Annotated in this window: 10 protein-coding genes and 2 pseudogenes; 6 read left to right on the top strand and 6 right to left on the bottom strand. The window is 62.0% G+C overall.

Annotated features, from left to right (window positions below):
• Positions 1-11: 11 nt before the first annotated feature.
• Positions 12-1,013: a dipeptidase gene (locus GL286_RS17235; RefSeq protein ID WP_155096818.1), complete on the top strand. Its 1,002-nt coding sequence runs from the start codon at positions 12-14 to the stop codon at positions 1,011-1,013.
• Positions 1,014-1,070: 57 nt separating this feature from the next.
• On the opposite strand, the gene GL286_RS17230 is transcribed toward GL286_RS17235, so the two are convergent.
• From GL286_RS17230 to GL286_RS17215, 4 genes are all read right to left on the bottom strand, one after another.
• A complete protein-coding gene (locus GL286_RS17230; RefSeq protein WP_155096817.1) occupies positions 1,071-2,573 on the bottom strand; it encodes an NCS1 family transporter in 1,503 nt (500 codons plus the stop codon).
• A 109-nt stretch (positions 2,574-2,682) separates the two neighbouring features.
• Entirely contained in the window at positions 2,683-4,467 is a 1,785-nt protein-coding gene (locus GL286_RS17225; protein WP_155096816.1) for a hydantoinase B/oxoprolinase family protein, read from the bottom strand.
• A gap of 12 nt (positions 4,468-4,479) precedes the next feature.
• A complete protein-coding gene (locus tag GL286_RS17220) occupies positions 4,480-6,558 on the bottom strand; it encodes a hydantoinase/oxoprolinase family protein (RefSeq protein WP_155096815.1) in 2,079 nt (692 codons plus the stop codon).
• 88 nt (positions 6,559-6,646) lie between these two features.
• Positions 6,647-7,369, bottom strand: coding sequence for an isochorismatase family protein (locus GL286_RS17215; protein WP_155096814.1), 723 nt, complete (start codon positions 7,367-7,369; stop codon positions 6,647-6,649).
• 189 nt (positions 7,370-7,558) lie between these two features.
• On the opposite strand from GL286_RS17215, the gene GL286_RS17210 reads away from it, so the two are divergent.
• The 5 genes and pseudogenes from GL286_RS17210 to iolC all read left to right on the top strand — a co-directional run bounded on the left by GL286_RS17210 (position 7,559) and on the right by iolC (position 12,265).
• On the top strand, positions 7,559-8,461 hold the full coding sequence (locus GL286_RS17210) for a LysR family transcriptional regulator (protein ID WP_155096813.1): 903 nt from the start codon (positions 7,559-7,561) through the stop codon (positions 8,459-8,461).
• A gap of 547 nt (positions 8,462-9,008) precedes the next feature.
• The gene (locus tag GL286_RS17205) at positions 9,009-9,359 is read left to right on the top strand and encodes an antitoxin Xre/MbcA/ParS toxin-binding domain-containing protein (RefSeq protein ID WP_155096812.1); all 351 of its coding nucleotides are present in this window, start codon (positions 9,009-9,011) and stop codon (positions 9,357-9,359) included.
• On the top strand, positions 9,359-9,853 hold the full coding sequence (locus GL286_RS17200) for an RES family NAD+ phosphorylase (protein ID WP_155096811.1): 495 nt from the start codon (positions 9,359-9,361) through the stop codon (positions 9,851-9,853). The genes GL286_RS17205 and GL286_RS17200 overlap by 1 nt, the downstream gene beginning before the upstream one ends.
• A 126-nt stretch (positions 9,854-9,979) precedes the next feature.
• A pseudogene (locus GL286_RS22635) lies at positions 9,980-10,810 on the top strand (IS5 family transposase); the annotation flags it as partial.
• Positions 10,796-12,265, top strand: coding sequence for a 5-dehydro-2-deoxygluconokinase (gene iolC / locus GL286_RS22630; RefSeq protein ID WP_343038926.1), 1,470 nt, complete (start codon positions 10,796-10,798; stop codon positions 12,263-12,265). The pseudogene GL286_RS22635 and the gene iolC, both read left to right, overlap by 15 nt.
• A 122-nt stretch (positions 12,266-12,387) precedes the next feature.
• On the opposite strand, the pseudogene GL286_RS22950 reads toward iolC, so the two are convergent.
• Both GL286_RS22950 and GL286_RS17185 read right to left on the bottom strand, forming a co-directional pair.
• A pseudogene (locus GL286_RS22950) lies at positions 12,388-13,129 on the bottom strand (IS110 family RNA-guided transposase); the annotation flags it as partial.
• A 341-nt stretch (positions 13,130-13,470) separates the two neighbouring features.
• A complete protein-coding gene (locus GL286_RS17185; RefSeq protein ID WP_155096809.1) occupies positions 13,471-13,686 on the bottom strand; it encodes a hypothetical protein in 216 nt (71 codons plus the stop codon).
• Between the last annotated feature and the right edge of the window lie 60 nt (positions 13,687-13,746).

Raw genomic sequence — 13,746 nt, 5'->3', positions numbered from 1 at the left:
CGGAGAACATGATGAACCAGCACGCGCCTCTTTCCGAGGCCCAGTCTCTGCATGCCCGGCTAACCGTGATTGACGGGCTGATCGTGTCCGACTTCGGCCCCGATATCTTTCGCGACATGCAGAAGGGCGGCATCACCGCCGCCAATTGCACCTGCTGCATCTGGGAAGGTTTCACCGCCACCATGCAGAACATCATGCAGTGGAAAGCATGGTTCCGCGATCATCCCGATTTGATCATGCAGGTCAAGACCACCGCCGACATCCGCCGCGCCAAGGCCGAGGGAAAAACCGGCATCATCCTTGGCTGGCAGAACGTCTCGGGGATGGAGGATCAGATCGGCTATCTGTCGCTGTTCAAGGAACTTGGCGTCGGCATCATCCAGATGGCCTACAATACCCAGAACCTCGTCGCGACCGGCTGCTATGAGGGGCGCGACGGTGGCCTTTCGGACTTCGGCCGCGAGGTGGTGGCCGAGATGAACCGGCTGGGCATCCTTTGCGATCTGTCCCATGTCGGGGGCAACAGCAGCCGCGATGTCATCCTCGCCTCTCGCCAGCCGGTGGCCTACTCGCATTGCCTGCCTGCGGGCCTCAAGGCGCATCCGCGCAACAAGACCGATGAGGAACTGCGTTTCATCATTGATCACGGCGGTTTCGTCGGCGTCACCATGTTCACGCCTTTCCTTGCCCGTGGGACCGAAGCGACGGTCGACGATTATGTCGAGGCGATGGAATATGTCATCAACCTCTGCGGCGAGGATCGGGTCGGATATGGGACCGATTTCACCCAAGGCCATGAGAAGCCGTTCTTCGACTGGATCACGCACGACAAGGGTTATGCGCGTCGCCTGACCGATTTCGGCACCATCCAGAATCCTGCCGGTATCGACACGATCGGACATAGTTCGGCGCTGACGGCGACCATGTTGCGGCGCGGCTGGTCGGAAAGCCGCATCGAGAAGATCATGGGCGAGAACTGGGTCAATCTGCTGGCCGAGGTCTGGGGCGAATAAGCCATCGTCTAGCAAGGTCTAGGCCCCCTCCTTTCCCGGCGGGGGCCTTTTGCACTCCTAAAGGTCTTCGCGCGGCCCGCCCGCAATCGGGGTCTCGACGGGGACGCGGGCGAAACGGCCCTGCCCGACATACACCCAGTCCAAGCCGACCGAGGCCGCCAGATAGTGCTCGTCATTCCGCCCAGCCAGCTCGGCCTGCGGGTATCGCGACAGGACCAGCATCCGCGTCAGCGCGAGGTAGAGGACGAGCCCCAGTGGGAAGCCGATCACAAAGGCATAGGCCGACCACCAAGCCGCGATCCCTCCGGCCGCGAGCCAAGCGAGCAGACCTGCGGGGTTGAAGCCTCCGGCATAGCGATACTGCCCCTCGGGGTCGAACAAAGCCGGCACGTTCACGCGGCGACGCCGGATCACATAGTAATCCGCCACGATGATGCCGCCGATCGCCGAGAGGAAGGCTCCGTAATACCCAAGGAAGGAAAACAGGTTGTCGAGGATCAGCCACGGAAAGCAAAGCGTGCCGACGATGCCCGCCAGCGCGACGCCGCTGCGATACGAGATCAGGCGCGGCGCGAGGTTCACGAAGGTCAGCGCCGCCGGGATCAGGTTCGCCGAGTTGTTGGTGGACCATTGCGCCATGACGATCAGCAGCAGCAGGACGAGCAGCGCAATGCCCTGCGCGTCACCCTGAATAACCTCGATCGGGTTCCAGTTGCCGGTCGCGATAAAAGAAACCGCCCCGATCCCCGCGATCATTGCCTGTGTCAGCGGCAGGGCGAGAAGCTGGGCGACAAAGATGGCGCGGTTGCGCGCGAAATAGCTGCGCGTTCCGGTCGTGGTGCGGACAAAGCGGGTCAGGTTCGGAATGTCGATCGCCATCGTGGACCAGAAGCTCATATTCGCGATGAACAACACCAGCAGCGAGGCCTGACCCTCAGCTTGGAAGGTCCAGATGTTCATACCCTTGGTTTTGGCGATGCCGTCCAGCGTGAAATACATCCAGACCGAAATCGCGATGATCGCGGGCGCGGCCAGTGCCGCCAGCCGCTCGACCGATCGGATGCCCAGCATGGTATTGCCGACCTGAAGTACGGCAAACAGCGCATACCACAGGAACCAATTCGAGAAGCCGAGGAAATACTCGCCGATCCCGTTCAGCGCCAAAGCCCCCAGATAGGTCTGGATGCCGAACCACATGGCCGCGACCACGCCACGCGACACGGCGGGCAGATGCGTGCCACGAAGGCCGAAGGGCGCGCGCAGATAGACCGCGAAGGAGAGGCCGTGCTCGGTGCCGATATCGGCGGTCAGCAACATCAGCGTTCCGATGGCAAGGTTCGCCAGCATGATCGTCAGCACGGTGGCGGTCAGGCTGAAGCCGCCCTGAACCCCGGTCGCGCCAAGCGAATAGGTGGCGATAATGACGGCGATACCGACCCAGATCCAGGCATAGCCAAGCGCGCCGATCGGACGCTCGGCTGCTCTTGTGGGCAGGATGCTCTCCTCGATCAGGCCGGTGCGCTGGTGACACGCCGCCGCAGCGTCTTCGGTTGTGGTCATGTTGAAATTCCCTGTCGTTTGACTGAACGCAACCGGCACGCGGCCTTGCGGCTCGCGCGCGGTCTTCTTGCCGAGATGGCAGGGGCCGCTGTGACGCGGCCCCCCAATATTAGGAATGTTTCTGCATTGCCAGCCGTAGCCGCTCGGTTGCGGCCAGATCGACAGTCTCGGTCTCGGCGTCAATCACCACGCCATAGACCTCACGCGCATGCCCGACCGAACAATAGCCGTCCAGCACATCCTCCAGCACCTTCGTTGCGGGGCGGTCTAGCGGATCACCGTAACCACCACCATTCGGACTGTAATAGGTCATCACATCATTCGGCCCGACCGCGAGGCCCGAGAACTTCGAATACATCTCGAGTTCCTCGCCCGGCCGGTTCGGATTGCTGATCGTGCAGCGCCCGACGGTTCCATCCGTCCCGCCAAAGATGCCCCATGGCGATTCGCTGTGGCGTTCGGATTCGTGGGTGATGAAGGCGGGCGTCAGCACCCGTTGCGCCTTTACCACCCCGATGCCGCCCCGGTACTCGCCCGCACCGGGCATGGCGTCGTCGCGTAGCTCATAGCGGTCGCAGATCATCGGGATATGCATCGCCAGATCTTCCAGGGGGTTGTTGCGGGTATTGGCCATCAGGTTGTCGATACTGTCCGGCCCGTCCGAGCGTGGCCGCCCGCCATAGGCACCCTCGTTCACCTCAAGAAACACCCAGTAATCGCCGGAGGGTCGTAACCCGGAATAGGCCGCGAAGCTGATTGAAGCCGAGGAACCCGCGATCACCTTCTCGGGCATGACCGGGGCCAGGGCGCGGATGATCAGGTCGATCATGCGGTTACATTGGGTAAAACGCGCCTCGGCCGAGGCAGGCGGGCGCGGATTGAAGATCGAACCCAGCGGCGCCGTCACTGTGATCGGACGGAACGATCCCTCATTCGAGGGAACCCGCGTGTCCGATGTCGCGGCGTCCAGCAGCAGCTTGCGAAAACCCGCATAGGCCGCAACCTTGGTCGAGCCCTCGAAGGGCACATTATAAGCGGTGGGCGTCTGGTCGGCCGAGCCGGTCAGGTCGACCTCGACCTCGTCGCCGCGCACGCGGATCGTCACCTTGATCTTCAGGCGCTGGTCACGGTTGCGGCCATCATCGTCCAGCCAACCCTCGGCGGTATAATCGCCATCCGGAATCTCGCTGATGCGCTGGCGGGTCATTCGCTCGGCATAATCCATCAGTTGATTGGCGGCGGCGAAGACCGTCTCCTCGCCGTATTTTTCCAGCAACTCGGCAAAGCGCCGCGCGCCCAGCCGGGCCGAAGCGATCTGCGCCTCGATATCCGAGACAAGCTGCTGTGCGGCACGCGAATTGCGGCGGATATAGTTCCACATCGCATTGTTCGGCTCGCCCTTGCGGTAAAGCTTGGTGCCCGCAAACAGCATCCCCTCGGCATAGACATCGGGAACGTCGATGATCAGGCCGGGCGTTGCCGCGCCGATATCGACGTGGTGGGCGGTATTTCCGGCAAAGCCGACCAGACGGTCGCGGTAAAAGACCGGCACCACGATCGCGAGGTCGGGCGTGTGGCTGGCACCGTGATAGGGGTGGTTGTGAACGACTACATCGCCCTCATACCACTCGCCATCCTCCAGCGTTTCGGCAATGCCGCGCAGATAGCCGGGGATCGAGCCGATATGCATGGGTGTCGATTCCGATTCGCAAAGCGTGTTGAAATCGAGGTCGAACAGCCCCGCGCCCAGATCCTGACTTTCGCGGATGATCGAGGAAAACGACATGCGGTAAAGCACATGGCCCATTTCCTCTGCGATTGTCTCGAAGCTGCCACGGATGACTTGCAGGGTGATCGGATCTACAGTGGGTTTCATCTTGGACATCTGGTTCATGGTTATGTCCTCTCAGGCGCCAATGGCGCGGATGCGGGTGTTGCCGTGGTCCAGCGTTTCGGCGACATAGCCCGGCGGGACCAATGTGGTCGCATTGTGCTGATGCAGGATCGCGGGACCCGGCACATGGTCGCCTGCAAGCAGCTTGTCCCGGTCATAACGCGGCGTTTCGAGCGTGCGACCGTCATCGAAGGTGGTGGGGCGCACGAACATCAGCGCCTGGTCGATGGATGAACCGTTCGTCGGTGCGATCTTCGGGATCACGATCCTTGGGACCGAGGCCGAGCCGATGGCGCGCAAGGTAATCAACTCCACCTCGGCCTGACGATAGCTGTAGCCGTAATCCTGCTGGTGCTGGTCATGGAAGCTGTCGAGGATGGTGGCGCGGTTCGCCTCTGTTACCGGACCATCTGGCATGGTTGCGCGAAGCTCGAAGCCCTGACCGTGATAGCGGCATTCGGCCAGCACAGTGATCTGCTGCTGCTCGCGTGGGATACCGTCCCCGTTCAGTTCCGCCCGGACTGCGGCGCGCAGGCTTTCGAGTGCCACATTGATGCGGTCAATTTCCGCGACACCAGCCTTGGTCAGTTCCACGATCACCGCCTCGGTATGTTCATATTGCAGGTCGGTCTTCAGCAGGCCGACAGCGGCGGTGATGCCGGGGGCAACAGGCACGATCACGTCCCGGGCCGAGATCGCCTCGGCCAGCGCCACCCCATGCAGGGGACCCGCGCCGCCGAAGGGCATGATTGAGAATTCGCGCGGGTCGATGCCGCGCGCGACCGAGTTCGACCGGATCGCCAGCGCCATGTTGTTGTTGACGATCCTGATAATCCCCAGCGCCGCTTCGATCACGGTCATACCCAGGGGCTTGGCGATCATCGTCTCGACCGCCGCGAAGGACAAAGCCGGGTCAAGTTTCAGGTCACCCCCCAGCGCCATGTCTGGGTCGAGTCTGCCAAGGACGATCTGGGCATCGGTCACCGTGGGTTCGGTCCCGCCCCGGCCATAGCAGGCGGGACCGGGCTCCGACCCGGCCGAGCGTGGGCCGACATGGAACGCCCCCGCCGCGTCGATATGGGCGACCGATCCACCGCCCGCGCCAATGGTGATCAGGTCGATCATCGGCGTCAGCACCGGATGGCCCGAGACATAGGTATCGCGCGGGTTCATGATCTTGACCGTTCCGCCCGGGATCGTGGACACATCGGCAGAGGTGCCACCGATATCGACGGTGATGATGTTGGGCGTGCCCGCCATTTCCCCCTCCGAGGCCCCGCCGATCACACCCCCGGCCGGGCCGGACATCAGGATACGGATCGGCTTTCTCGCGCAGGCATCGACGGTCGAGACCCCGCCATTCGACTGCATGATGCGCAGCTTGGACAGGACCCCCGCCTCGCGCAGGCGGGCGTCGAGGTCGCGCAGATAATAGGCCGTCCTCGGCCCGACATAGGAGTTCATCGCGGCGGTCGAGAACCGCTCGTACTCGCGCATGACATTGGCGACCTCGGAGGAGAGCGTGACATAGGCGTCGGGCATTTCCTCCAGCACGATCTCCTTGGCGCGGCGTTCGTGGCTGTCGTTCAGGAAGGCGAACATGAAGCCGATGACGACGGAGTTGATACCCCGCTTGCGAAACAGCGCGCAGGCCTCGCGCACCGCTTGTTCGTCCAGCGGCTCGGCAACTTCGCCGGAAGGGGGCAGGATACGCTCGCGCACGGCGATGCGGTTGCGACGCTTGACCAGCGGCTGGCTTTGCCACGGCACGTCGAAATGCAGCGAGAAGTTATAGGGCCGCTTGTGCCGACCGATATGCAGGATGTCGCGGAAACCCTGCGTGGTGATCATCCCGCATTCCGAGCCGTTATGCTCGATGGTGATGTTGGTTGCGGTGGTGGTGCCGTGGACGATCATCTGAACCTCGGACGGCGCGATCCCGGCCTTGCGGCAGATGCCCTGAACGCCATCGACCACACCGATGGACTGGTTCTTCAGCGTAGTCGGCACCTTGTGGTAAAAGACCCCGTGGCTGCATTCCAGAACGAGATCGGTATTCGTCCCGCCCACATCGACGCCAATTCTGGCCATGTCGTCTCTCCTGTTGCTGGCGGCCCTATTTGTCGGCCCTCTTTATTCCAAGGCCTCGCCCGCCTTTGGCGGGCAAGGCAGAGCGGCCTTATTCGGCCGCGATCTTTTGCGCCGCGAGGCTGTCGATATAGGCAACGCATTCGTCGACGGTGTGCACGTCACCGAATTTTGCGTCGATATCGAACAGGTTCCACGCCACCGCCCCCGGTACGCGATCGCCGATGCATTCCTTGACCGCGATGGTGCGGAAGCCGTCGGCGATGCCGTCGCAAACGGTCTGACGCACGCAAGCGCAGGCGGTTACGCCCGTCACAAGGATCGTGTCCACGTTATTCGCGCGCAGGATGCCCGCCAGTTCCGTGCCGTGGAAGGATGAGGCGCGTTTCTTCAACAGGGTATATTCGCCCTCGACCGGGGCGATGCGGCTGTCGATGGCCCAAAGCTCGGTATCCCTGATGTCGACGACATCGACCGGGATCTTGTTGTGCCAAAGGCCCATATCGGTGAAATCGGCATTGCGGTCGGTGATCTCATAGGCAGTGGTGACATGGATGACCGGCAGCCCAGCGGCGCGGAAGGCCGTCAGAAGCTTCTGCATCCCCGGTATGATCTCATTGTCCATCTTCTCCTGATCGCAGGTGAAGGGGTTTCCGGGCCGGGTCCAGGCATTGGCCAGATCGACGCTGACCAGCGCCGGACGTTTGCCAAAGCCGACGCGGCGCTGGAAGCCGCGCTCTTTGTACAGCTTTGTCGCGGTGTCGAAGGCTTCTTGCAGTAGGCGGTCCAGTTCCTTGGTGTCAACGTCGCTCATCTTCGCGTTTCCTTGTCTCATTGATGCAGGCTGCCGGCGGCTCACCTTTTCTGTCGAGCCGTTCGAAAAGCCAGCAAAGCCTTACGATCCGCAGCTCTGTCCTCATGATCAACGAGGGCTTGACGAAGGGGAAATGGCGATTCAACATTTATTAATGCGCAATCTGCATCAATAAGGCGAGGCGATCCGATGAATGACCTTTTGGGGATCGAGAATGTGCAATCCTTCATCACGCTTGCCGAAGAGCTCAACTTTCGTCGCGCGGCTGAGCGCCTGAACCTTGACCAGTCGGCGCTGAGCCGCCGCATCCAGAAACTGGAATCGGCGGTGGGATTCCGCCTGCTGGAGCGCACCACGCGTGAGGTGGCGCTGACGCAGGCCGGCCGTAGCTTCTATGACGAGAACGCCCATCTAATGCGCCGCTACGGCGATGCGGTGCAGGCCGCGCGGCGCATCGCCGAGGGCAAGGCGGGCGCGCTTTCCGTCGGCTACATGGCCTTTGCCGCGACCGAACTGATGCCCTCGGCAGTGTCGCGCTTTCGCCGGAGGCATCCGGATGTCGACCTGAAGATCAGCTATATCCGCACGCAGGGCCAAAAGATCGCGCTCGCCAATGACGAGATCGACCTTGGCTACCTGATCGGACCGTTTGATCACTCCGACTACCACACGCTGACGCTTTCGGCCGAGCCGCTCTATGTCGTGACGCCGCGCAATCACCCGTTGCTGCGCCTGCCTATGGTAACTCCTGGCGATCTGTCCGGACAGGATGTCATCCTTGGCGACATGCGCGAGTGGGACGAATATCGCTGGCGACTGAATGACCTGTTCAGCGCCGAGGGCGTGACGCTGAAAGTGACGTTGGAGGCATCCAGCACCCTTGCGCTGCTTGGCCTTGTCGCTGCCGGGCTGGGAGTGACGGTCTATCCCGAAAGTCTGATCGGTTTTCTGGGCCGCAACGTTGAGGTACGTCAAATAATGCATCCATTGTTTCGGAACCGAACAGTCTTAGCCTGGAAACGATCAAATCGCTCAAGACAGGTTAGGGATTTTGTCGAAATTGCTGGAACATACGGTTTGGGTAGAGAATGAACGATCGAGACCCTGGATCGTGTCGCGAATGCTGTGGAAATTCCCTGGCGGCCCGCTCCGGGCGTGTGAAATTGGCTCCAGTTAAGCTGCGAGGTCAATCGTCATCGGCTCGAGAGGCTAAGAGATGGTTTCCTAGCCGTCGATCTTCCGCATTTGGATCTGGCCTGATACCATTAGCGCCCAGAGCATAGGCCAAGCACAGCCGTTCCGGATCTCCATAAATGGTGGTGTAGCTCATGACAGAAAGGCCCGGCAAACTCGCTGTCTCATACGAAACCCACTGCGGGTAACCTGAACGGCGGCTTCGGGGAATGCTGCCGCGTAGTATTGGGCGAAGCCGAACGGCCGCAATGGGCCGACCTACCTTATCTTTGGGGGTAGGACGCCCGCATCAACCCAACCTGCCAAGTGCTGCTGTCCCGCGGCATGAGCAACCTGCCTCGATAGGTGCGCTGGAGGCGCGTTGGGGCAAATGCATCGGCCATAGCAGGCACTTGAATCACACTCAGACTGACGTCATATTCGGGCAGTTAAAGTGGAGGTTCGGATGCAACTCGAGAATTTCGCCAAAGCCGGGCAGTTCGCGCCGGACCGGATTGCCGAGGTCCTGCGCACCACTCGGGATGAGGTCGCACGCACCGTTGGCCTCGGCCGCGATGCGGTAATGCGGCCCAACCGCATCGCCAGCGCCAAAACCCAGAAGCGGCTGCGCGAGATGGTGGAGATCCTGAACCGTGTGGAACCGCGCTTCGGATCTTCGCTCATCGCCTATGCCTGGTATCGGTCGGAGCCACTGCCAGGGTTCGGCGGGCTCACCGCAATGCAGCTGGTGCGGGACGGGCGGGCGGGCGACGTAATGGATTACATCGACGCGGTCGAGGCGGGCATCCACGCCTGATGCGCTACGACGGACTTCTCTACCGCGCGCTGAACCCGGTTTGGGCGCGCGAGCCACTGTCTGGCGAAGGTGCGCGCCGGTATGGCGGACGCTTCAACGCGAAGGGCACGCCAGCGCTGTACACCGCGCGCAGCATCGTTACCGCCATCCGCGAGGCGAACCAGATCGGAACGCTGCAGCCCACCACGCTCGTCGCCTATGAAGCGCGGATCGAACGAATCTTCGATGCGACGGATCCGGCGAAGTTGGCGGCTGCCGGGATCGACCCGGCGACGCTCGCCGCCGATGACTGGCGCAACCGGATGCTGGCAGAGGGTCGTGCGCCAACGCAGATTATGGCCGGACGGTTGATCGGCGAGGGCTATGCAGGCATGCAGGTGCGAAGCTTCGCACCAGGCGCCGGGTCCGGCGATGTCAACATCGTCCTGTGGCGCTGGGGCGTGGCCGGCGATGCGATACTGACGCTGGTCGATGACGAGGGGCGGCTCAGGTAATCAGATAGCCCTAAAGATCGCGCTAAGGTTCGCTTCCCTTAATCTAACAGCCTGCTGAAATAGTCGGCTCTCGACGCGGATTGCAGAACATGATTCATCGCCGGCATGGCCTTGTCGGAGATGATCATGCGGGGAACGGACGAGAAGAGCGGGTCGCTGTTCAGCTATGTTGACCTTGAAGAGCGCATCCCCGCGCGGCATCCCCTGCGGAAGATCCGGCAGGTCGTGAATGACGCGCTGGCCAGCCTCGATGGGGATTTTGATCATCTCTATGTTGATTTTGGCCGCCCTTCGATCGCGCCGGAGCGGCTGATCCGGGCCAGCCTGCTCCAGATCCTTTTTTCGGTCCGATCCGAGCGGCAGTTGATGGAACAGATGCAGTATAACCTGCTGTTCCGCTGGTTCGTCGGCCTCGGCATTGATGATCCGGTCTGGGTCCCGACCGTTTTCACCAAGAACCGCGACCGGTTGCTGACAACTGAGATGTCGCGCAAGGTGATGGCTGCGATCCTGGCTCATCGCGACGTCGCGCCGCTCTTGTCGGATGATCACTTCTCGGTCGATGGGACGCTGATCAAGGCTTGGGCTTCGATGAAGAGTTTCAAGCCGAAGGCGGCGGACACACCGCCCGAGGATGAGGGTCCTGGCGATCCGCCTGCACAGGATGTCGCCCCCGATATACAAACCGCCGAGACCAAGCCCGAGACCACCCCGATGTCCCGCCCCAGTCACAGAAACCGCAATGCCGAGGTCGATTTCAAGGGCGAGAAGCGCTCGAACAAGACCCATGCCTCGACAAGCGACCCGGAGGCACGGCTCTACAAGAAATCCGCCGGCACTGGCGCCGTGCTTTGCTTCATGGGTCATGCCTTGATGGAGAACCGGAACGGGCTGATCGTTCAGGGCGACCTGACCCTCAGCCACCCCCGGACAGAGGCGGCGGTGCTGAAGGCCCTGAAAGTGGCGCGCAAGAACGGGTTGCAGACCGCGCTGGATATTGATTACCGGCCCAACCTGTGGGGCGTGGCGCGGCATGGTGACGGCGAAAGCCGTTTCGTCGAAAGCGCTGCCGTGACGTCCAAGCTGCAATCGACGCTGCATCTTTTCGATCTGATCGTCGGGACAGAGGAAGAATTCCATATCGCGGGCGGCACCACCGACACCATCAAGGCCCTGCAAGCCGTGCGGGCTGTCAGCGATGCGACACTGGTCTGCAAGCGCGGTGCAGCCGGTGCGGTGGCCTTCGAGGATGCGATCGAAAGCTGGGACTGCGGCCAGACAGGCCCCGGTTTTCCGATCGAGGTTTTCAACGTGCTGGGCGCGGGCGACGGATTCTTTTCGGGTCTGCTGAAAGGCTGGCTGGATGGCGAGCCCTGGCCCCGTGCGCTGGAGTACGCCAATGCCTGCGGCGCGTTCGCCGTCAGCCGCCATGGCTGCACACCCGCCTATCCCAGTCTTGCCGAACTGGAATTCTTTCTGAAACGCGGGGTTGTGCGCCCTGATCTGCGCAATGACGGGCCGCTGGAACAGATCCATCTGGCGACCAACCGCACCAACCCGGGCGCCGGCGACTGGTCGACCATGCGGGTTTTCGCCTTTGACCACCGTTCCCAGTTGGAAGAGATGCCGGGCTATACCCCGGAAAAAGGCGGCACCTTCAAGCAGCTTTGCCTGAAAGCCGCGCTGACGGTGGCAGACGGGCGCCCGGGCTATGGCATCTTGTGCGACAATCGCATCGGGCGGCGTGCCTTGCATCTGGCGGCTGGAACCGGCCTGTGGACCGGCCGACCCTGCGAATGGCCTGGCTCGCGTCCCTTGCGGCTGGAACCCGAGCTTGGTCCCGATTGCGGCGGCCTGTTGCAATGGGCGCGCGAAAACGTCGTCAAGGTCCTGTGCTTTTGCCACCCCGATGATGACGCCGCGCTTTGGTCCGACCAGATCGCAACCGTGGAACGGCTGTTCAGCGCCGCGCGCCGCAATGGGTTGGAGTTCCTGCTGGAGGTGATCCCCTCCAAGGTCGCGCCGGTAGATGACACGACGACCGCCACGCTGATCCGCCGTTTCTACGGCGCGGGGATCTATCCGGACTGGTGGAAGCTGGAACCGATGGCCACCCGCGCCGCATGGCAAAATGCCATTGACGCCATTGAAGAACACGACCGCCATACGCGTGGCATCGTTGTGCTGGGACTGGACGCCTCCGAGGAAGAGCTTGCCGCAAGCTTCGGCGTCGCTGCCGGCTTTGATCTGGTGCGCGGCTTTGCTGTCGGCCGGACGATATTCGGTCAGGCCGCGCGGGACTGGCTATCGGGCCGGATCGGCGATGAAGAGGCCGTGGCACGCATGGCCGCGCGCTATCAGGGCCTGTGCGACAGCTGGGACAGGGCGGCAAACAACCGCGCAGCTGCATAAAGGGCATTGCCAAATTGATCACGTCCTTCGGTCCGGATAGCTACTGCTCATGAGACCAGTACCGACCATGCCGCGCCTGAATGGCTTCCGCTTTCCACGCGAGATCATTTCCCATGCCGCCTGTCCACCTCGCCCGACTGATAGCGTCGGGGCGTTAGACCGAAGTGGGCGGCAACGGTGCGCGATCGACTGAACCTTGCAGGGTCGTCGACGGCTGCCCGGAAGGTCAGCGCCGCCACGGGACCCACCCCCGGGGATGCCCATGAAGCGTCGACAGACCTCGTCCCGGCTCGCTGCCTGTTTCACGCGCCGGTCCAACTCGCGATAGGTCTGGTAGAGAACCGCCCGAGCATCCAGCAGCGGCAGCAGGGCAGGTGATAGGTCCGGATCCGCGACGATGATCGCCCGAACGCGATCATCGAAAGCCGCTTGCTCCAGGCGCGGCGGCAGGCGCAGGCCGAAGACCCGAAACAGGCCCCGGATCTCGTTTGCGAGGTCGATGTATTTGCGCTGGATCGCCTTGCGGCAAGTCAGCAACGCCCGGATCGCATGGGCTTCGCGGCTCTTGATATGAACCGGACTGAACCAGCCGGAGTGTCGGACCTGCGCGATGCCGCGTGCATCGGTGCGGTCGGTCTTGTTGCGCATTGCAGAGAGGGCGGCATTCAAGCCGGCCGCTTTCAGACCGCGGTAAAGGTGTTGGCTCATCGCGCCTGCTTCGAAGCCTATCTGCTTCAGAGGCCGCCCGCAGGTTTCGAGGCAGTTGACGATGTCTGCAATCTCGAATGGGACGCTCCGCTCGAAGATGATTGTTCCCTGAGCATCGATGACGCAGAACGCAACCGAGCGAAGCGACACGTCCAGTCCGGCATAATCCTGTGATGCAGAAACATCTGCAGTCTACATTGAGCTCGACCCCGCTGGTGCGGCACCGTCCGATTACCCATGCTTCGTCCGCATCGTTGCCATCTCATCACGGGTTTCGCTGCGCGGTGCCTGAAGGGCTGCTTCGGTGAACGCTGTCGCGTAGCATGGTGACGGGCCGATCGTCCGCAAAGGGCCGGCCCGCCCTATCCGAGGTAGAGTTTGCTCCCTCCGATCAGACCTGCCACTTGTTGCCCCGCAATATGTCGTTCGGAGCCAGAAGCTGCCGTTTAGCGGTCGGTTCATTGCTTCAGAGCAGTTTCATCGAACGGGACTTTCGTTCATGCTACAGCATTTCCACCGCCCAGATCGCCGCCGCGTGGACGAACCTGCTGTTCGCCGCAGATGCACGATCCTTGCTGCGCCTGCGGTTGTTTCGGCGTGTCAGACTGGCAGCGGACATCGGACAGTTCCTTAAGTTGAGGAGCATCGACCAAAAAATAACCGACACCCAAGTCGCCACCTAAACGCTCAACGGCATGACTGTCTTTGGTCACGCAAAGTTCTTCCGCACCTGAGTATCCATGGGACACGAGAACCTTCGCCGCATGTTTACC

It is taken from the genome of Paracoccus aestuariivivens, from assembly GCF_009711225.1.
Classification (GTDB): domain Bacteria; phylum Pseudomonadota; class Alphaproteobacteria; order Rhodobacterales; family Rhodobacteraceae; genus Paracoccus; species Paracoccus aestuariivivens.
The sequence above is the reverse complement of the archived record's forward strand: the minus strand, read 5'-3'. Positions and strand labels throughout refer to the sequence as shown.